This window comes from Streptomyces sp. NPDC107528, assembly GCF_055639295.1.
Genome location: NZ_JBVKAV010000005.1, coordinates 234,369 through 252,950 on the forward strand (window position 1 = coordinate 234,369; position 18,582 = coordinate 252,950).

The 18,582-nt window shown below is 71.5% G+C and carries 19 protein-coding genes and 1 pseudogene; 7 read left to right on the forward strand and 13 right to left on the reverse strand.

Annotation, left to right across the window (positions count from 1 at the left end; translation table 11 throughout):
- Positions 1–44: 44 nt before the first annotated feature.
- The 6 genes from ACZ7L5_RS17960 to ACZ7L5_RS17985 all read right to left on the reverse strand — a co-directional run bounded on the left by ACZ7L5_RS17960 (position 45) and on the right by ACZ7L5_RS17985 (position 4,410).
- Positions 45–806 (reverse strand): GntR family transcriptional regulator, encoded by a 762-nt coding sequence (locus tag ACZ7L5_RS17960; protein ID WP_471517643.1) that lies wholly within the window; start codon positions 804–806, stop codon positions 45–47.
- 176 nt (positions 807–982) lie between these two features.
- Positions 983–2,059, reverse strand: a complete 1,077-nt coding sequence (locus ACZ7L5_RS17965) for an ABC transporter ATP-binding protein (RefSeq protein ID WP_471517644.1) — start codon at positions 2,057–2,059, stop codon at positions 983–985.
- A gap of 367 nt (positions 2,060–2,426) precedes the next feature.
- Positions 2,427–3,275 (reverse strand): molybdate ABC transporter permease subunit, encoded by an 849-nt coding sequence (gene modB / locus ACZ7L5_RS17970; RefSeq protein WP_471517646.1) that lies wholly within the window; start codon positions 3,273–3,275, stop codon positions 2,427–2,429.
- Complete coding sequence (gene modA / locus ACZ7L5_RS17975; protein WP_471517648.1) at positions 3,272–4,099, reverse strand: molybdate ABC transporter substrate-binding protein; 828 nt, start codon at positions 4,097–4,099, stop codon at positions 3,272–3,274. Before modA ends, modB begins: the two co-directional genes overlap by 4 nt.
- Before the next feature lie 37 nt (positions 4,100–4,136).
- Positions 4,137–4,268 carry a TOBE domain-containing protein gene (locus ACZ7L5_RS17980; RefSeq protein WP_471517650.1) on the reverse strand — a complete coding sequence of 44 codons (132 nt, stop codon included), beginning with the start codon at positions 4,266–4,268 and terminating at the stop codon, positions 4,137–4,139.
- Complete coding sequence (locus tag ACZ7L5_RS17985) at positions 4,246–4,410, reverse strand: helix-turn-helix domain-containing protein (RefSeq protein WP_471517651.1); 165 nt, start codon at positions 4,408–4,410, stop codon at positions 4,246–4,248. The genes ACZ7L5_RS17980 and ACZ7L5_RS17985 overlap by 23 nt, the downstream gene beginning before the upstream one ends.
- Positions 4,411–4,548: 138 nt before the next feature.
- On the opposite strand from ACZ7L5_RS17985, the gene ACZ7L5_RS17990 reads away from it, so the two are divergent.
- The 4 genes and pseudogenes from ACZ7L5_RS17990 to ACZ7L5_RS18005 all read left to right on the forward strand — a co-directional run bounded on the left by ACZ7L5_RS17990 (position 4,549) and on the right by ACZ7L5_RS18005 (position 7,881).
- Positions 4,549–5,031, forward strand: coding sequence for a molybdopterin-dependent oxidoreductase (locus ACZ7L5_RS17990; protein WP_471517653.1), 483 nt, complete (start codon positions 4,549–4,551; stop codon positions 5,029–5,031).
- Between the two features lie 277 nt (positions 5,032–5,308).
- Entirely contained in the window at positions 5,309–5,656 is a 348-nt protein-coding gene (locus tag ACZ7L5_RS17995) for a hypothetical protein (RefSeq protein ID WP_471517655.1), read from the forward strand.
- Positions 5,657–5,765: 109 nt separating this feature from the next.
- A pseudogene (locus ACZ7L5_RS18000) lies at positions 5,766–5,987 on the forward strand (NAD-dependent formate dehydrogenase); the annotation flags it as partial.
- A 139-nt stretch (positions 5,988–6,126) separates the two neighbouring features.
- Complete coding sequence (locus tag ACZ7L5_RS18005) at positions 6,127–7,881, forward strand: serine/threonine-protein kinase (RefSeq protein WP_471517656.1); 1,755 nt, start codon at positions 6,127–6,129, stop codon at positions 7,879–7,881.
- A gap of 28 nt (positions 7,882–7,909) precedes the next feature.
- Here the strand turns inward: ACZ7L5_RS18005 and ACZ7L5_RS18010 are convergent, their stop codons facing one another.
- From ACZ7L5_RS18010 to ACZ7L5_RS18040, 7 genes are all read right to left on the reverse strand, one after another.
- The gene (locus ACZ7L5_RS18010; RefSeq protein ID WP_471517658.1) at positions 7,910–8,590 is read right to left on the reverse strand and encodes an ABC transporter ATP-binding protein; all 681 of its coding nucleotides are present in this window, start codon (positions 8,588–8,590) and stop codon (positions 7,910–7,912) included.
- On the reverse strand, positions 8,583–9,548 hold the full coding sequence (locus ACZ7L5_RS18015; RefSeq protein WP_471517660.1) for an ABC transporter ATP-binding protein: 966 nt from the start codon (positions 9,546–9,548) through the stop codon (positions 8,583–8,585). The genes ACZ7L5_RS18010 and ACZ7L5_RS18015 overlap by 8 nt, the downstream gene beginning before the upstream one ends.
- Positions 9,545–10,435, reverse strand: a complete 891-nt coding sequence (locus tag ACZ7L5_RS18020; RefSeq protein ID WP_365056782.1) for an ABC transporter permease — start codon at positions 10,433–10,435, stop codon at positions 9,545–9,547. The genes ACZ7L5_RS18015 and ACZ7L5_RS18020 overlap by 4 nt, the downstream gene beginning before the upstream one ends.
- A 5-nt stretch (positions 10,436–10,440) precedes the next feature.
- Complete coding sequence (locus tag ACZ7L5_RS18025; protein ID WP_471518118.1) at positions 10,441–11,409, reverse strand: ABC transporter permease; 969 nt, start codon at positions 11,407–11,409, stop codon at positions 10,441–10,443.
- 26 nt (positions 11,410–11,435) lie between these two features.
- Entirely contained in the window at positions 11,436–13,025 is a 1,590-nt protein-coding gene (locus ACZ7L5_RS18030) for an ABC transporter substrate-binding protein (protein WP_471517661.1), read from the reverse strand.
- Between the two features lie 167 nt (positions 13,026–13,192).
- A complete protein-coding gene (locus ACZ7L5_RS18035; protein ID WP_471517663.1) occupies positions 13,193–14,866 on the reverse strand; it encodes a purine-cytosine permease family protein in 1,674 nt (557 codons plus the stop codon).
- 217 nt (positions 14,867–15,083) lie between these two features.
- A complete protein-coding gene (locus ACZ7L5_RS18040; RefSeq protein ID WP_471517665.1) occupies positions 15,084–15,680 on the reverse strand; it encodes a TetR/AcrR family transcriptional regulator in 597 nt (198 codons plus the stop codon).
- 100 nt (positions 15,681–15,780) lie between these two features.
- On the opposite strand from ACZ7L5_RS18040, the gene ACZ7L5_RS18045 reads away from it, so the two are divergent.
- From ACZ7L5_RS18045 to ACZ7L5_RS18055, 3 genes are all read left to right on the forward strand, one after another.
- Entirely contained in the window at positions 15,781–16,719 is a 939-nt protein-coding gene (locus ACZ7L5_RS18045; RefSeq protein ID WP_471518119.1) for an NAD(P)-dependent oxidoreductase, read from the forward strand.
- 61 nt (positions 16,720–16,780) lie between these two features.
- Positions 16,781–17,560, forward strand: coding sequence for an enoyl-CoA hydratase/isomerase family protein (locus tag ACZ7L5_RS18050; RefSeq protein ID WP_471517666.1), 780 nt, complete (start codon positions 16,781–16,783; stop codon positions 17,558–17,560).
- Positions 17,554–18,573, forward strand: coding sequence for an MBL fold metallo-hydrolase (locus ACZ7L5_RS18055; protein ID WP_471517668.1), 1,020 nt, complete (start codon positions 17,554–17,556; stop codon positions 18,571–18,573). Before ACZ7L5_RS18050 ends, ACZ7L5_RS18055 begins: the two co-directional genes overlap by 7 nt.
- Positions 18,574–18,582: the final 9 nt, after the last annotated feature.

The window sequence follows — 18,582 nt, forward strand, 5'->3', positions numbered from 1 at the left end:
GATCCGGAAACGACGCCTTGAGACGCCTTGATGAGTACAGGCGGCTAGGGACAGTCGACCGCGAATTCGTAGGCCACTTCCCGGCGCCTGTCCGGAATGACCATGTCGGACGTCTCCACCGGACGCCCGTCGGTGTCGTAGATCGTCCGCTCGATCTGGAGCACCAGATCCCCGAGACAGATCCCCAGCAAGTTCGCCTGCGCGCGGGTGGCTCGTGCCGGACGGGGCAGTTCGATCACGGTCTCCACGACAACGCCGAGGGAGCGCATGCGCTGGACAACCCCCTTGCCCGCGAGGGGGCCCTTCTCGGGCAGTACGACCGGCGTCCCGTCCGTGATGGCCATCGGCTCCCACGACTCCGAGAGTTGGACGGGCAGCCCGCCGGCGAGGAACTCGTAGTGCGTGCGGACGCACAGGTCCCCGGGGCTGATGGCGAGTCGCTCGGCGATGCCCTCAGGGGCGGGGACACGTACCTGGCTGTGCGCATCCCATGCGTCGGCCTTGCCCCGTTCCTTCACGCCGACGACGGAAGGGGAGCCGCCGCCCGTATGTTCGCCGCGCCGCGAGCGGACCAGCCGCAGGCGCTCGCGCGGCACGCGGACGTAGGTGCCGGAGCCGGCGCGCCCTTCGAGGAGACCGTCGATGATCAAACGGTCCGTGGCCCTTTGCAGGACGTTGCGTCCGACCCCGTACTCCTCGGCCAGCCGCACCCTGGACGGCAGGCGTTCCCCGATCGCCCACTCTCCCGCGAGGATCCGCGCGCGCAGGGCCTCGGCTACGGCAAGATACGGCGCGTGTCGGGGCACGGGGACTCTCCGGTTGTTCCGCTGCGCAGCAGCTCGCACGGGCAAGGGGCGTTGGCAAGCTACTGCACCGGCGGAAAGCTACTGGAGTAGAAAAGCGCTCGGTGTCCGTGCTGCGTCCTGGCTTCGTGCGCGGCGAGGGGTGACCGCGCCGCGACGGACGCACCTGGCTGACGTTCTCAGACGGGGTAGGCGTGGGTCTGTGTCGCCTTCACCGTCGCCCAGACCTCCGCGCCCGGGTGCAGATCGAGTTCGGCGGCGGCGACCGTGGTGAGGTCGGCGGCCAGGGGGAGTTCGCCGGCCAGGTCGGCGCGGATCTGATCGCCGTGCGTCTCCAGGCCGGCGACCCGGCACCGCCACAGGTTACGGGCGCTGGAGCCGGCCGGGCGGTCGCGGTGGAGCGTGACCGCGCTCGGCGGGAACGCCACGAAGACGGGACCGGAAAGGTCTTCCGTCGTGGTGACGGACGGGCCGTCGTCGAGCCGGACGGTGTGCCCCTCGGCCTCGCCCCGATAGAGGTTCAGACCGACCAACTGGGCGATGTAGTCCGTACGGGGGTGGCGGGCGATGTGGGACGGGGTGCCCTCCTGGACGACCTGGCCGTGTTCGACGACGACCAGTCGGTCCGCCAGGACCATGGCGTCGAGCGGATCGTGCGTGACGAGTACGGCCACCGCCTCGAACTCGGTGAGGTGGCGGCGGAGTTGGGCGCGGACCTCCAAGCGGGTACGGGCGTCCAGGGCTGCCAGGGGTTCGTCGAGCAGCAGCAGCCGGGGGCTCGTGGCGAGCGCACGGGCGAGGGCGACGCGCTGGGCCTGGCCGCCCGACAGTTTGCGTGGCTTGGCGCCCGCGTGGTCCGTCAGCCCCAGGCGCCCGAGCCACTCTGCGGCCTGCGCCCGCGCCTCGGCCTTGGACGCGCCCCGGCAGCGCGGTCCGAAAGCCACGTTGTCGAGGGCGGTGAGGTGGGGGAAGAGCAGGTAGTCCTGGAAGACGACACCTACCGGGCGGGACTCGGGCGGCGTACGGTCCAACTCCGCACCGTCCAGCCGCAGATGCCCGCCGCTGAGCGGGGTCAGGCCGGCCAGAGCACGCAGGGCGGTGGTCTTCCCGGCGCCGTTCGGGCCGAGCAGCGCGACGACCTCGCCGGGCGCGACGGCCAGCGCCACGTCGAGGCGGAAGGCACCACGGTCCACGACGAGGCGGGCGTCGAGCCCGTCCAGAACGGCGTCGGCGTGGATGTCGAAGGTCTCGGTCATCCGGCAGTCATCTCAGAGTCGGGCAGGTCCGGCCAGCGGTGGGCGGGCGAGCCTGCGGTGGTTCGAGTGGCGTGCAGGGCGGGTCGTACGGCGGTGGTCCGGCGGTCGGGTGGGGCGCGGTGGTGGGTCGGCGGGCGGTCGGAGAAGCTGGGTGGTCGGGCTGTCGTGCAGCGGTCGAGCAGGGCGGGTGGCCCGGTTGTCGTGCTGTGGTGGGCGGGCCCGGGGTTCGGGCTGTCGTTCTGGGGTTCGCGGAGGGCGGTGGTCGGGCTGTCGTCCGCGGGCCCGGCAGGAGGGCGGCCGGACCGTTTCCCCGCGGACGGGAAGCCCCGGACGGTCAGGCCGGCCTCCCACGGTCGCGCAACCCCGCTCATCCCGCTGTCATCCAGCGGTCCCGCAACCCTGCCAGCACCGCGATCGACACGGCCAGCAGCACCAGGCTGAGGGCGATCGCGGCCTCCGGGTCGCTCTGGAGGGCCAGGTAGACGGCCAGGGGCATGGTCTGGGTGCGGCCCGGGAAGTTGCCCGCGAAAGTGATCGTCGCGCCGAACTCGCCGAGTGCCCGGGCCCAGGCCAGGACCGCGCCCGCTGCGATGCCGGGGGCGATGAGGGGCAGCGTGACCCGGCGGAACGCGGTGAAGCGGGAGGCACCCAGGGTGGTGGCCGCCTCTTCGTAGCGGGGATCGGCGGCCCGCAGGGTGCCCTCGACGCTGATGACGAGGAACGGCATCGCCACGAACGCCTCCGCGATCACGACACCCGCGGTCGTGAACGGAAGCGTGATCCCGAACCATGAGTCCAGCCACTGCCCGACGATGCCGTTGCGGCCGAGCGCCATCAGCAGCGCGACACCGCCGACGACCGGCGGCAGGACGAGGGGCAGCGTGACCAGGGCCCGTACGAGGCCGCGGCCCGGGAACTCGACCCGGGCCAGCAGCCAGGCCAGCGGCACGCCGATCACCAGGCTCACCGCGGTGGCGGCCGTGGCGCAGATCAGGGACAGCTGGAGCGCCTGCCACACCTCGGCGCTGGTCAACTGCTCGGGCAGACTGCGCCACGGAGTCCGTACGAGCAGGGCGATCAGCGGCACGATCAGGAACGCGAGGCCGATCAGGGCCGGGAGCAGCAGGGGAAGCGGCACGCCCCTGCGGATGCGTCGACGCCGCGGCCCACCCCTCAGGGAATCGGTCGCGGCGCCGACCTTGTCGCTCGGGATCACGGCTTGAGGAACCCGGCCGCGGTCAGGACCTGCCGGCCCTCGGCGGACTGCACCAGCGTGATGAACGCCTTGGCGGCCTCGGCGTTCTGCGCGTCCTTGAGCAGGGCGATCGGGTAGTCGTTGACGGCGTCGTCGGACTCGGGGAACTCCACGCCCTCCACCTTGTCACCCGCCGCGTGCACATCCGTCTTGTAGACGACGGCCGCGTCGGCCTCCTTCAGCTCGACCTTCGTCAGGGCGGCCTTCACGTCCTGCTCGTAGGAGACGGGCGTGAGCTTCAGGTCGCTCGCCTCCAGGGCCTTCTGCGCGGCGGCGCCGCACGGCACCTCCTTGTCGCAGAGCACGACCTTCAGGCCCGACTTGGTGAGGTCCTTGAGGGAGGCGATCTTGTCGGGGTTGCCCGGGAGTGTGGCGATCTCCAGTTCGTTGCGGACGAAGGTCGAGGGTGTGCCGGAGGCGTCCCCCGCATCCGTGACGATCTTCATCGTCTTGGGGCTGGCCGAGGCGAACACATCGGCCGGGGCGCCGCCCGTGATGCTCGCGGCGAGCGAGTCGCTGCCGCCGAAGCTGAAGGTGACCTTCGTACCCGGGTGCTGCTTCTCGAACTCCTTGCCCAGCGTCGTGAAGCTCTCCTTCAGCGAGGCCGCCGCGAAGACGGTCACCTCGCCGGAGAGCTTGCCCGACGAGGAGGCGGACGCGGACGAGTCCGACGTCGTCGAGGAGGCGTCGTCGGACGACGAGCAGGCGCTCAGCGCCAGCAGCGCGGCGGCTCCTGCTCCGGCCACCTGCAGGGTCCGGCGGTTCCGGCGCGCGGTACGGGTCATCACGGGTCCACTCCCTCTGGTCCTGACGGACGCACAATCACTGGTGGTCCTGACGGACCATCTTCGGTCTCTCGACCACCACGTTGGTCGACTTGATCACGGCCACCGCCGGAACACCGGGTTCCGGCTTCAGCTCCTCAGCCGACTCACGGCTGACCGTCGCCACCACCCGGACCGGTCCGGCCCGGGGATGATCCGGTGACCATGTCGTCGCGTTCGGCGGTGAGTCTCCCGCCGTCGACCAGACGCCTCACGGTGTCGGCGCTGACGCCGAGGAAGGCGGCCGCGTCCCCGATCCGGTAGGTGTGCATACGCCGATGATAATGCCGCAGATGCGAGGAGAAAGTCTCCTGTCGCATCGCATGAGCCGGAGCTGTGATCGAACGGGGTAGCATGTGCGTTTGTACGGGCCGGGGGTCCGGGTACGGTCATCCGGGAGGTGGTAGCCCGTGAGTCAGTCCTTGGCAGCTGCCGGTACGGAAATCGGGCAGGTGGCGGAACTCGCCCTCACCGGCGATCTGATCCGTCCGGCTCGCCTGACGGTGTCCGACCTGCTCGCCTGGCCGCAGCACGAGGCCGAGGTCAGCTTCGAATGCGCCACCAGCGGCATCCGGCACCACCGTTTCACCGGGCCGCTGCTGCACGACGTTCTGTCGGCGGCCGGCCCCGGCTTCGACCCGGCCCGCCGCAAGGACCGCCTGCGCTTTCTGATCGCGGTCTCCGGCGCGGACGGGCATCACGCCCTGCTGTCCTGGGCCGAGATCGACCCGGACTTCGGCCGCGCGCCCGTCCTGCTCGCGGTCGGCATCGACGACACCTCCCTAGACCGCGCCGGCCCACAGCTCGTCCTGCCCCAGGATCGCTGCGGGGCCCGGCACATCAGCGGCATCACCGCGATCCGCGTGGACGGCGGCTACACCTCGTGGGCATGAGTTCCCGGCTTCAGCGTCCGCTAGTCCCTTGATCCCGCCTCGCCGACCGCTCGCCGAACGCCTCGACCTGCGGTCGGCCCTGCTGTGCCGGTCGTGACCGGCGGAGCCGGTGGGTAGGCCCACCGCAACCCCGGGAGGTGAGGCATGCAACTGCGCCAGCTGGAATACCTGGTCGCACTCGCCCGCGAGCGCCACTTCGTCCGCGCGGCGGCCGCCTGCTACGTCTCTCCCAGCCGTCCCTGTCGGCCGCGATCCGCGCCTCGAACACGAGCTGAACGTGCCGATCGTCCGGCGGGGCAGACGCTACGAAGGCCTCACCCCGGAGGGCGAGGTGGTGCTGGCCTGGGCGCACCGCATGCTCGCCGAACGCGACGCCTTACGACAGGAGTTGGCCGCCCTGCGCGACGGCATCACCGGCACGCTCCGGCTCGGAGTCGTCCCCACGGCACTCCCCGCCGCCACCCTCCTGACGACCCCCTTCTGCGACCGCCACCCGCACGCCCGTGTCAGCATCGAGTCGCTGCCTCTCTACGAGGAGCGGTACACGCTCCTGACCCCGGTCGACGGCCCGCTCGGCGCCGCACAGGTGGCAGGTTGGTCGCAGGCCGCCGCCCTCCCGCTGTGACTGCTCAACTCCCGTATGCGCAACCGCCGCATCATCGACGAGTGCTTCGCCGCCGACGGCGCCACGACCACCCCGCGATCGAGGCGCGCCCTGCGTAGCGGCCAGTTGGCGGCCCGCCCCTGCCGACCACCCGTGGGGGGTCATGCCCCACCACGGCATGACCCCCCACATCTCCGGCTCCTCCCTCTCCGCCCAGTCCCGCTACGCGGTCGGCACCCGGGAGATCCTGGAGTCCTGGCTGGCGGGCACCCCGATACGCGATGAGTACCGGATCGTGGACGGCGGCGCACTGGCCGGAGCCGGGGCGCCCTCGTACTCCGTCACGAAGTGATCGCCCGGCCGGCCGGCAGCGGCCCCGAGGCGATGGCACAGGCGCCGGGACAGGCGGTCAGGGCGGAGCCGCCCTACCGCCGGCAGGTAGCAGTGACCGCCGGCGAACACTGTCCGTGGCGACAACTAAGCTCCCGCCCATGAGTGAGGCAGACAGAGGTCCCGGCAGACGAGTCGTCGACGGGCGCTTCGAATTGGAGGCCCGCCTCGGTGGCGGCGGGATGGGGACGGTCTGGCGGGCCAGGGATCTGGTGCTGCACCGGCTGGTGGCGGTCAAGGAGGTCCGCCCGCCGGACCGGGACCTCGCCGAATACGATCCCGACAGCGCGCGGATGCTGCGCGAACGCGTACTGCGCGAGGCCAGGGCCCTGGCCCGGATCGACCATCCGAACGTCGTCACCATCCACCACATAGTCGACGGCGGCGACGGCACCTACCCGTGGATCGTGATGGAGCTGGTCAGCGGCGGCTCGCTGGCCGACCGGCTGGCCCAGGGGCCGATGCCGCCGGCCGAGGCGGCGCGCATCGGCCGGGGCGTGCTCGCCGCCCTGACCGCCGCGCACCACGCCGGCATCCAGCACCGGGACGTGAAGCCCGCCAACGTCCTCATGCGGCCCGACGGGCGCCCCGTCCTCACCGACTTCGGCATCGCAGCGATCCGCGAGTCGACCAACCTCACCGCCACCGGTTCCATCATCGGCACGGCCGACTTCATGGCACCGGAACGCATCTCGGGGCACGAGGGCGGCTCTGCCTCCGACCTGTGGTCGCTGGCGATGATGCTGTACAACGCCGTCGAGGGCCGCCACCCGCTGCGTCGGGGCAACACCCTGGCCACCCTCGCCGCGGTCCTCCACGACGACGTGCCGCCGCCGGTGCGTGCCGGGGCCTTGGGGGACGTCCTGATGAGCGTGCTCGTACGGGACCCGTCGGCGCGGCCGTCCGCCGCAGTGCTGGACCGGAGGCTGGCCGAGGTCGAGTCCGATGCGGGCGGTGCGGGCGGTGCGGACGGGCCGGACGGCCCGGTGGTGCGGGACGAGGCAACGTCGTACTCGCTGAACCCGCCGTCCGCCCACACCTACGCGTCCACCCCGGCCTCCGCCCCTGCAACCCCCTCGTACCCCGCCGGGTTCGGGCCGCCGCCGGTCCAGCCCTGGCCGGGGCAGGCCCCTCCCCAGCCGTTGACTGTGCCCGCGCAAGCAGCCCCTCGACGCCGCCCGGGCCGGACCGCCCTGCTGGCCGTCTCCGGGACGTCGCTCGCCGGCGCCCTGGCTATGCTCTGGTGGCTGCTGCCCATCGGGGGCGACTCGGGTGACACGGACGCGCGCGGCAACACGCCCTCCACCTCGGCCCCGCAGTCGACCGTCTCACCGACCGACGCCGATGCCGGCACCGACGCCGACGCCGATCCGGCGGCCCGGCAGTCGGAGCAGCCGACGACCGGCACCCTGCTCACCCCGGACGGCATCCGCGAAGCCATCAAGGCGTTCAAGGAGGAGACCGGCCGGAACAGGTTCGGCGACTTCACCGTGTACCCGGAGTACGCCTCCGCCGAGCTGATGGTCGACGGCAGCGACACGAAGTACGACTCCTACACCTACCGCCCGGGCCAGGGTGTGGAGAAGGGCATCATCTCCGGCACCCTCTCCGGCGGCGACCAGCCCGTCAGCCTGGACGACTTCAACTGGGACCGGGTTCCCGCGCTCTTCAAAGAGGCGGAGAAGAAGCTCAACGTCGACAAGCCGGAATCCCGGTACCTGCTGGTGCGGCAGCCCAGCGACGTCTTCGGCACCCCGGCCGGAATCGCCGTCTACCTGACCGACGCGTACCAGGCCGGCTACCTGGAGGCCGACACCAAGGGCAAGGTGACCCGCGTGATGCCGGCGGAGGACTGACACCCGCGTCCGGGGCACCCGGAGTTGTTCAGGACCGTCGGGCCTCAGGCTCCTCGGCGGCCACGTCGTCCCAGTGGACCGTGCGGTCGCACCACCGCTGCAGCAGCGTGCGGTCGTGGCCGATCGCGAGTACGCCCGCGCCGGTGGTCCGGCGGTAGTCCTCGACGACCGTCACCAAGGCGGCGGTGGTGGACGCGTCGAGCATCGCCGTCATCTCGTCGCACACGAGCCAGCGAGGGCGGCACACGAGGGCGCGGGCCAGGCAGGCGCGCTGGAGTTGGCCGTCGCTGGCCTCGTGGGGGCGCCGGGAGAGCAGGTCGGGGGTGAGGCCGACGGCTTCGGCCAGTTCGGCGACCCGTTCCGCCGAGCCCTCCCGTCGCCCGGTGGCGAGCAGGGGCTCGGCGATCAGCTGGGCCAGGCGCAGCCGGGGGTCGGCGGAGAGGCGGGGTTGCTGGAAGACGACGCCGAAGGCGGTGCGCTGTTCGCGCGGGGCGGCGTGGCGCCAGCGGCGGACGGGGGTGCCGTCGAGGATGACGGTTCCGGACTCCGGGCGGTGCAGGAGCGCGGCGACCCGGGCAAGGGTGGACTTGCCGCAGCCGCTGGGGCCGAGCAGGCCGACGGCTTCACCCGGTTCGACCGTCAGGGAGGCGTCCCGTACGACGGGCGCGCCTGTGTCGTATCCGGCGGTGATGGCGCGCAGTTCAAGCACGGGCGTCCTCCGGGACGTGCGGATGGTGGCAGGCCACGGCCCCGGTCACCGGGGGCAGACCGGCGCAGGCGTCCGTGGCAAGGTCGCAGCGCGGCGCGAAGGCGCATCCGGCGGGGAGCTCGCCGAGCTCCGGGGGCATGCCGGGGATGGGTGCGAAGGCGCGGTCGGGGAGGGCGTCGAGGAGGCCGCGGCTGTAGGGGTGGCGGGGGCCGGGGGTGCCGAAGAAGGCGGCTGCGGCGGTGAGTTCGACGATGCGGCCCGCGTACATGACGGCGACCCGGTCGGCGATGCGCTCGGCCGCCGCCAGGTCGTGGGTGATCATCAGCAGGCCCCGGTCGCCGTCGTCGATGTGGCGTCGCAGTTCGTCGACCGTGTGCTCCACCAGGTCGCGGTCCAGCCCGGTGGTGGGTTCGTCGGCGAGCAGGAGAGGCGCGTCGCCGACCAGGGCGAGGGCGGTCGCGGCACGTTGGGCCAGCCCGCCGGACAGTTCGTGCGGGTGGCGGTCGAGGTGGTCCAGGGGGAACGCCGTGCGCTCGGCGGCCGCCTCGGCAGCGGCACGTACGTCCGCCCGCCCCCGCACACCCGTCAACGCCCTGACCGTCTCCTCCAGTTGCGAGCGGATGGTGCGGACCGGGGTCAGGTGGGCCGCGGGGCTCTGCGGAACCAGGCCTATCCGGCGGCCCCGCACCGCGCGGGCAAGCGTTCGCTCGTCGGCGGTGAGCAGGTCGAGGTCGCCGAGCCGGGCCTCGCCGGCGGTCTGGGCGTTGGCGGGCAGCAGGCCGAGGAGGGCGGAGGCGAGGACGGACTTGCCGCAGCCGCTCTCGCCGATCAGGGCGAGGCATTCGCCGGCCGCCACGTCGAAACGGGCGTCGGTGACGGCCGCGACACGGCGTCCGCCGGGCATGAGGAAGCGCACGGACAGCCCACGCACCGACAGCACGGGAGGTCGCTCGGTCACAGCATCAGCTCCGATCGGCGGCGCGGGTTGATCCGCTCCCGCCAGGCCCCGGACAGCCCGGCGATGGCGAGGGTGGGGACGATGATGAACAGGCCCGGGAACAGGGTCGGCCACCACTGTCCGGCGAGCAGCGAACCCCGCGCGCCCTGGATGAGGTTCCCGAGACTGGCCAGGTGCGTGGGCAGGCCGAGCCCGAGGAACGACAGCGCCGACTCGTGCCACATGGCGTGCGGCACCATCAGTACGGCGGCCAGCGCGGCCTGCGGCAGCACGGCGGGCAGCAGATGCCGTACCGCGACCCGCCAACGCGACGCACCGCCGGAGACGGCGGCGTCGATGTACGGGCGTGACCGCAGGGACAGGACCTCGGCGCGCACGATCCGGGCGGTGGACAGCCAGTGGGTGAGCGCGACCGAGACGATCACCGGCCAGACGCCCGGCCGGAACATCGCGACGATGAAGATGCCCAGCAGCAGATGGGGTACGGAGGAGACCGTGTCGACCACCCGCATCAGCGCGCGGTCGGCCCAGCCGCCCAGTGCCCCGGCCGTGGCCCCGACGGCCGTGCCGATGACGGTCGCGGTCAGCGCGGCGGCCACGCCGACCAGCAGGGAGACCCTGAGGCCGTAGACGCAGCGCAGCAGCAGGTCCCTGCCGACGTCGTCGGTGCCGAAGGGATGCGCCCAGGACGGCGGTTGCAGTTTGGCGGCCAGGTCGACGGCCTGCTGGTCGAGCTGTACCAGCGGCGGTACGAGCAGCACCGCGAGGACGGTCACGGCGACCAGCGCGGCCGAGGTGCGTATGCGCAGGGTGCGGGTCGAGCGGCGCTCGGTGCCGGGGGAGCGCCAGGCGGGCCCGGACCGCACCTCGGTCTCAACTGACGTCATGGGAGTCACATTTCACTGAGCTTCACCCTCGGGTCGAACAGTCCGTAGAGGAGGTCGGCGAGCAGGTTGCCGACGAGGACGGCGGCGGCAGCCAGCGTCGTGAGCGCCGCGAGCAGGGGGAAGTCGACGGCGGTGGCCGCCTCGACGGTGGCCGCGGCGATGCCCGGCCAGCTGAAGACGGTCTCCACGAGCAGGGCGCCCGTGATCAGTTCGGGGACACGGGAGCCGATCAGCGTGAGGACCGGCAGGAGCCCGGAGCGCAGCGCGTGGCCGAGCAGGACGGTGCTCTCGCTCAGGCCCCTGGCCCTGGCGCCGCGTACGGGGTCCTCCGCGAGCGCGTCGCCGACCCCTTGCCGTACGTACAGGGCGAACCAGGGGAGTTGGGAGACCGCGAGCACCCCGGCGGGCAGGATCAGATGGCTCGCCACCTGCCCCGCGGTGACCTGTTCGCTGGCCGTGTCCGTGAGGCCGCCGGCCGGGAGGACGTCCAGTTGGAGGGCGAACAGCCAGACGGCGAGCAGCGCGATCCAGAAGACCGGGGCCGCTTCCAGGGTGTACGCGAGCGAGCTGACGGCCCGGTCCAGCATCGAGCCCGGGCGTCGAGCGGCCAGCACACCGAGCAGCGTGCCGGTCAGCACGGCGGCGACGAACGCGACCGTGCACAACAGGGCGGACCATACGAGGCGTTCCCCGATCACCTGCGCCACGGGCTGCCGCAGCACGCTGGAGTGGCCCAGGTCGCCGCCGAGGGCGGAGGTCAGCCAGTGCCACCAGCGGGCGGTGAAGGGCTGGTCCACGCCGAGGTTCTCCCGCAGCCGGTCCAGGGTCTCCTGGTCGGCACCGAGGGCGGCCGTGCCGGCGTACGCCTTGACGGGGTCGAAGGGGGATGCGGCGGCGATGGCGAACACGCCGAACGTGACGACCATCAGGACGGGGACGGCGAACAGGGTCCGCCGTCCCGCCAGGCGTGACATCGCTCCCCAGGGCAGGGACCTGATGCTCACTTCTTCGGCTGCCAGTCCTCGATGTTCCACCAGGGGCCGCTCGCGAAGCCGTGCTCGTGCGGTTCGAGCTGCGTGGTCAGCCCGTCCCAGCGGTCGGCGAGCACATAGAGGTGGTCGATGTGGGTGAGGAACGTGTAGCCGGGGTTCTTCACGAGCTCGCGCTGGACCGCCTCGTACGCGTTCTTGCGCTCGGCCGCGGCCTGGGTGCGGCGGCCGGTGTCCAGGGCCTTGTCCACGGCCGGATTGTCGTAGCGGGCCATGTTGTTGAAGCCGTCTCCGGCGAGGGAGGAGTGCAGCAGGGTGTAGAGGCCGAAGTCGGGGTCGCCGGTACTGCCGAAGCCGGCGAGTACCGCGTCCTTCCCCATCCGCGGTTCGATGACCTCCCAGGTGGCGCTCTCCACCGTCACCTTGATGCCCGCCTTCTTGGCGTCCGAGGCGTAGGCGAGGGCGTGGTCCTGGCGGACCTTGTCGCCGGACGGGTAGAGCAGCGTGAACGCGGCCTGCTGCGCGCCCTTGGCGCGGATGCCGTCCTTGCCGGCCTTCCAGCCCGCCGCGTCCAGAATCCGCCGGGCCTTGTCCAGGTCCTGTCCCCGCTCGATGCCCTTGGCGAACGCGGGATCGTCGACGGGCAGCGGCCCGTACGCCGGTGTACCCGCGCCGTCGAGGATCTTGTCGACCATGGCTTCGCGGTCCACGGCGGCATCCAGGGCCTGCCGGATCGCGCGGTCGCCGGTGACCTTGCCGGCGGTCGGGAGGGTCACGGCGCGGAAGTCGTAGCTCCTCGCCTCGTACGACTTCGTGCCGTCGTCGTGCTTGAAGGTGGTGGCGAGGTTGGGCGGCAGGACCGCGCCGTCCAGGTCGCCGGAGCGCAGCCGGGTGGCGCGCACGTTGTCGTCCGCGATGACCGCCATGGTGAACGTCTTCACCTTCGGCGCGCCGCCCCAGTAGTCCGGATTGGCCTTGAAGGTGAGCTTCTCGCCCTTGCTCCAGGCGGACAGGACGTACGGGCCGGTACCGACGGGCTTGGTGTTGAAGGAGCCGGTGTTGGGGTCCTGCCCACCCGCGACATGCTCGGGGACGACGGGCAGGACCGTGCGCCCGGCGAACGGCGCGTACGGGTACTTCAGCGTGAAGACGACCTTGTCGTCACCGCTCGCCCGCACGTCCTTGACGGCGTCCAGCTCGCTGCGGGCCGTGTTGTTGGTCTTCTCGTCCAGGATCGTCCGGTAGGTGAAGACCACGTCGTCGGCCGTCAGCGGCTCCCCGTCGCTGAACTTCACGCCCTCGCGCAGGGTGTACGTGTACGTGAGGCCGTCGGCGCCGATCTCGGGGAGCGTCTTCGCGAGGGCGGGTCTGAGCTTCAGGTCGGCATCGCGGGCGAGTAGACCGTCGAAGATCTTCGAGTTCCCGTCCTTGCCGTAGCCGAGCAGCGGGCTGAGGGTGTCCGGCTCGGAGGCCACGCCGATCACGACGGATTCGGCGGCCTTGCCGTCGCTGCCACCGCCGCCGGGTGCGGAGCAGGCGGCGACCCCGGCCAGCATCGCCGCCGCCGTCACGGCAGCACTTCGTACTCGACGGGTCGTCATGAGCGTCACACCCTTGCTGCTTGCGAAAGACCTGCATCCATCTAGTTATTGCGATGAGTATGCAATAAGAGTCGGGGTGCTGTGTACCAGGGGGCTGCGCGGGGGCCAGGCATGACGGAGGGCTCCCGCAAGCACGTGACGTGCGGGAGCCCTCGGGTTGGTGGGGGTCAAGTGGCGGCGGGTGCCGCGGGCAGCACGTGGTCGCCGACCTTGTCGGTGCTCAGGCACAGGGAGCAGACGACGGCGTCATGGGTCAGGCAGGCGGCCACGTCGGGCCGCTCGAACTGCTGTCGGCACACATGGCACTCGTACGTCGCGCCGCTGGGGTTGCCGTCCGCGTCCAGGATCGGTTCGGCGATGCCGTCGTCGGTACGGCGCAGGTAGTACTTGCCCCTGGTGGCCACGGCCGTCAGCGGGGTGAGGGCGAAGGCGATGACGGCGGCGGCGACGGGGGAGTACGGCTGGAGGGTGTCGCCCAGCGCATGGAAGTACATGGCGATGGAGAGCCCGGAGGCGGCGACGAAGGCGACGACACCGACCGGATTGACGGCATAGAGCATGCCGCGGCGGAACTCGGGGGCGTGCGGCGAGAGCTTCAGGAGGTACTTGTTGACGCCGATGTCGGTGGCGACGGTGACGACCCAGGCGATCGCGCAGTTCGAGTAGAAGCCCAGAATGCTGTTGAGGAAGCTGAACATGTCCGCCTCCATCAGCGCGAGCGCGAAGGCGAGGTTGACCAGGACGAAGACCATTCGGCCCGGGTAGCGCCCGGTGACGCGGGTGAAGGAGTTGGTCCAGGCGAGGGAGCCGGAGTAGGCGTTCGTCACGTTGATCTTGATCTGGCTGATCACTACCAGGACCACGGCCAGCGGGACCACGAGCCAGGACGGCATCATCGCGTCGAAAGCGCCCTTGAACTGCTGGATCGGCTCCGGCGCGGCGGTGGGCCCTACCTCGCCGAGGATGTACACGGCGAGGAAGACGCCGATGGCCTGCTTGAGCGCGCCCAGCACGACCCAGCCGGGCCCTGCCATCACCACGGCCGTCCACCAGGCGCGTTTGTTCGCCTCGGTCTTGGGCGGCATGAAGCGCAGATAGTCGATCTGCTCGCCGATCTGCGCGATCAGCGACAGACACACGCCCGCGCCCAGCAGTACGGTGGCGGTGCTGACGCCGCCCTCGCCGTCGGTGCCGGCGTGGGCGAGGAAACGGTCGACGGTCCCCGGGTCGGTGGCGACCAGGTAGACCAGCGGGGCGACCATCAGCAGCAGCCAGATCGGGGTGGTCCACACCTGGAGCTTGCTCAGCGCCGACATACCGTAGATCACCAGCGGGATCACCATCAGCGTCGACACCAAGTAGCCCAGCCACAGCGGCAGTCCGAGCCCCAGCTTGAGACCCTGGGCCATGATCGAGCCTTCGAGGGCGAAGAAGATGAAGGTGAAGCTGGCGAAGATGACGCTGGTGAGGACCGAGCCGAAATAGCCGAAGCCGGAACCTCGGGTGATGAGGTCCAGGTCGACGTTGTAGCGGGCGCCGTAGTAGGCAAGCGGGAAGCCGGTCACGAAGATGACGACGGCCGCGACGAGGATCGCGAGCAGCGCGTTTCCGGTGCCGTGGGCCAGGCCGATGCCGGCGCCGATGGAGAAGTCGGCCATGTAGGCGATGCCGCCGAGGGCGGTGGTCGCCACGACCATCGGGGTCCAGCGGCGGTAACTGCGGGGTGCGAAGCGGAGGGTGTAGTCCTCGAGGGTCTCCTTGACGGCCTGGTCGGTACCCGGCGATGCCTGCTGCTCGGGTCCGGGCTCGGTGACTTCTGCCAGTCGTGGCTTCGTGCTCACGCCACGCCTCCTTGCTGCGGGTCGGGGACTGCCGTGGGGGGCGCCTCGGTCCGGGAGCGGTGCGAGGGGTGGAGTCCCGCGTGACGAACGTCGGCGAGACAGGAACGCTAGGCAGGAGTCGTTTCCCCTGAGGACTCCTTGGATGAAGGGCATGTTTCCCGCAGGACCGGAGTGACGGCCACTGCCCTCAAGGACCTCAAGGAGCGCCGGTTTCGTATCAACTCGCCTTGTGTACCGCGGCGTCCAGCAGTGGGCCGAGCTCCCGCGCCACGGTCGTCAGCGCCCGGACGTCCCGCTCCGCGCGCGCCATCAGGATCGCCCCCTCCAGCGCGCTGATCATGAGCGTCGCGAGCGAACCGGCCCGCTCCCGCGGCACACCCATGTCCACCAGAGCCTCGGTGACCGGCCCCGTCCAGGTGCCGAACGCGGCGGTCACCGCCTCCCGCGTGGACTCGCTGGACTCGGCCCAGTCCACGGTGGCGGCGGCGACGGGGCAGCCGCCCGCGAACCCGGCGGCTTCGTACTCATCGGTCCACTGGCGGACCATCTCCGCGAACAGACCGCTCGGCGTCGGCTCGTCCAGCGCGGCAAGGAACCGGGCGACACGGTTGCCCGCGTACCGGCCCGCCCAGCCGACCGCCTCATTGACGAGCTGCTCCTTGCCGCCGGGGAAGTAGTGCTGCAACGAGCCGCGCGGCGCACCGGCGTGCACGGCGACCTCACGCATCCCCGTGGCGGCGACCCCGTCGCGCCGGATGAGCTGGGCCGCACTGAAGACCATCCGCTCGCGCGGCCCTCGTTCGGACACAGCCATGCCGACCTCCAGCCACCGTTCTCAATGTTCCGGAGTCCAGTCTATGACCGTCGTCATATCGGGGGGTTACTATGACCACTGTCATAGAGAATGGCGGTGCATCGTGGACGTGGGATTCATCGGTCTCGGAGTCATGGGACAGCCCATGGCGCTCAACCTCGCCCGGGCCGGAACGCCTCTTGTCGTGTGGAACCGCAGCCGCGACCGCTGTGAACCCCTGCGCGCCGCCGGCGCCCACATCGCCAAGACTCCCGCCGAGGTCTTCGCAAGGGCGGAGACGGTGCTCCTGATGCTCGCCGACGAGGCCGCCGTGGACACGGTCCTCGGACGTGGCACCCCGGACTTCGCCGCACACATCGCCGGACACACCGTCGTCCACATGGGTACGACCGCGCCGGAGTACTCGGCCGCCCTCCAGGACGCCGTCCGGGCCGTGGGCGGACGCTACGTCGAGGCGCCGGTCTCCGGCTCCCGCGTCCCGGCCGAACAGGGCGCTCTGGTGGCGATGCTGGCCGGCGACGACGCGGTCGCGGCCGTACGGCCCGTCCTCGCCCCCATGTGCCGCGAGACGTTCGACTGCGGCGGCGTACCGGGCGCCCTGCTGATGAAGTTCTCGGTCAACCTGTTCCTGATCACCCTCGTCACCGGTCTGACCGAGGCGTTCCACTTCGCCGGCCGGCACGGGCTCGACCAACGCCTGCTCCGGGACGTCCTGGACGCGGGACCGATGGCCAGTGCCGTCTCCCGGATGAAGGGACCCAAGCTGCTGGCCCGGGACTTCGCGGTCCAGGCCGGGGCGGCGGACGTCCTCAAGAACAACCGGCTGATCGCCGAGGCCGCCCGCAAGGCGGAAGTGGCGTCTCCCCTCCTCGACGTCTGCCACGCCCTGTACGGCGAGACCGTCGCGCAGGGCCACGGCGGCGAGGACATGGTGGCCGTACTGCATGCGCTGGAGACCCGCACGGAGGGCTCCGCCGTGCCCGGCTCCCCGGACAGCAGCGCTGATCGCCGCCCCACCGTCGACAACACCACGCCATGAACGGCGAGCCGGCACCGAACCCCGCCCGCCGCACGGCCCGATTGCACACGGAGGTACGGCCATGAGCTGGACGATCGAGCGGCGGGGCCGGGTGGCCGTGGTGACGATGACGACCAATCCGGTCAACGCGCAGGGTCGCGCCTTCTTCGCCGATCTGCATGAGGCGTTCGACCGGCTGGAGCGCGATCATCCGGAGTGCCCCGTCGTACTGACGGGCACGGCCGGCCGGTTCTCCGCCGGCCTGGACCTGGGCGAGCACTTCCCGCTGTTCGCAGGGGATCGGGCGGCCGTGGCGTCGTGGTTCGTGGACTACCGGGCGACGAACATGCGGCTGTTCACCTATCCGCGTCCGACAGTGGCGGCGGTGAACGGGCATGCGTTCGCCGGGGGCCTCATCACGGCGGCGGTGTGCGACTACCGGGTGTCGGTGGCACAGGGAGCAAGATTCGGGCTGAACGAGGTGCCCATCGGAATCCCGATGCCCTCGGTGTACGTGCGGATGCTCGCGTACGCATGGGGTGAACCGGTCGCGTCCCGCGCCTGTCTGCTCGGCGAGATCTTCAGCCCGGCGCAGGCACATGCGCTGGGGATGGTGCACGAACTGGCCGAGGCCGGTGAGGTGGTGGAGCGGGCGGTCGAGGTCGCCGGGACGACGCCGCAGGACTGCATCGAGCAGTACGCGTTCACCAAGCGGGCCTGCCAGGCCGCCGCGCTGCGGGACATCGCCGACCTGGCCGATCCGCTCGACGAGGAGTTGCCTGCCGGGATGACGAGCGACGGGGCGAGGCATGCGCACCGGCGGTACTGGCAGCACCTCAAGGGCGGCCCGGCTCCGTGGTGACGGGCCGCAGCGAGGACGCGTCGGACCGCGGCGCCGAGCATCTCCCGGCCTGGGTGACATGGCAGCGCAGGCCGTTCCCCGACGCCAACCTCCTCCTGCTGCACGGCCGTCGACCGGCCCTCGTCGACAGCGGATTCGTCGGCCACGCGCAGGAGACGTCCGCGTGGGTGCATGCCAGGGAGAACAGCCTCGCCATGGTCGTGAACACCCACTGGCACTCCGACCACGTCGGCGGAAACGCCCTGCTCCAGGCGGGCGGCGCGGCCATCGCAGCCGGTGCCCCGGACGCCAGGGCCCTCGCCCGCCGCGACCCCGGGTGCTGTCTGGCGGAGTACCTCGACCAGCCGGTCGCCCCCTACACCGTGGACCTGCCGCTCCACGACGGGCAGGTTCTTCGCCTGGGCGATGCCGACTGGCAGGTCGTGTCCACCCCCGGACACACGCCGGGCCACCTGGCACTGTGGCAGCCGGAGGAGCGGCTGCTGGCCGTCGGCGACGCGCTGTCCGACTACGATGTCGGCTGGATCAACCTCGCCCTCGACGGACCCGACGCCGCGACCCTCGCGCTCAACTCCCTACGCCGGCTGGCGGACCTCGACCCGAACGTGCTGCTGCCCGCACACGGACCGATCCCCACCGACCCCGGGGCCGCCTTCGCCACCGCACTGCGCCGCGCACAGCGCCTCGTCGACGATCCGGCCGGACCGGTCCGGTACGGCGCCCGGAGAATCTTCGCCTTCGCCCTGATGATCCGCGACGGAGTGCCCTCCGCCGAGGTCGATTCCTACCTGCTCGCACGAGCATGGCTGACCGACGCGGCACGACAACTGAACCGGGGGCCCGAGGACTTCGCGGCCGAACTGGTCGACTCGATGCTCCGCAGCGGCGCCATCGTCCTGCGCGCCGGGCGGCTTCATGCGGCGGCCGAGCACACCCCTGTCGCCGCTGCGTCCCTGCGGGCAGTACCGTTCCCGCGGGCATGGCCGAGGCAGGGCACCGTCAGCGACGGGTGACCGTTTAAG

What these genes read in the sequence shown, in the direction of transcription:
- ACZ7L5_RS18020 (WP_365056782.1), bottom strand. Translation starts at nt 10,435, where the DNA reads ATGACGTCAGTTGAGACCGAGGTGCGGTCCGGGCCCGCCTGGCGCTCC.
- ACZ7L5_RS18025 (WP_471518118.1), bottom strand. Translation starts at nt 11,409, where the DNA reads ATGTCACGCCTGGCGGGACGGCGGACCCTGTTCGCCGTCCCCGTCCTG.
- ACZ7L5_RS18050 (WP_471517666.1), top strand. Translation starts at nt 16,781, where the DNA reads ATGAGCTGGACGATCGAGCGGCGGGGCCGGGTGGCCGTGGTGACGATG.
- ACZ7L5_RS17985 (WP_471517651.1), bottom strand. Translation starts at nt 4,410, where the DNA reads ATGCACACCTACCGGATCGGGGACGCGGCCGCCTTCCTCGGCGTCAGC.
- modA (WP_471517648.1), bottom strand. Translation starts at nt 4,099, where the DNA reads ATGACCCGTACCGCGCGCCGGAACCGCCGGACCCTGCAGGTGGCCGGA.
- ACZ7L5_RS17965 (WP_471517644.1), bottom strand. Translation starts at nt 2,059, where the DNA reads ATGACCGAGACCTTCGACATCCACGCCGACGCCGTTCTGGACGGGCTC.
- ACZ7L5_RS18030 (WP_471517661.1), bottom strand. Translation starts at nt 13,025, where the DNA reads ATGACGACCCGTCGAGTACGAAGTGCTGCCGTGACGGCGGCGGCGATG.
- ACZ7L5_RS18005 (WP_471517656.1), top strand. Translation starts at nt 6,127, where the DNA reads ATGAGTGAGGCAGACAGAGGTCCCGGCAGACGAGTCGTCGACGGGCGC.
- ACZ7L5_RS18040 (WP_471517665.1), bottom strand. Translation starts at nt 15,680, where the DNA reads ATGGCTGTGTCCGAACGAGGGCCGCGCGAGCGGATGGTCTTCAGTGCG.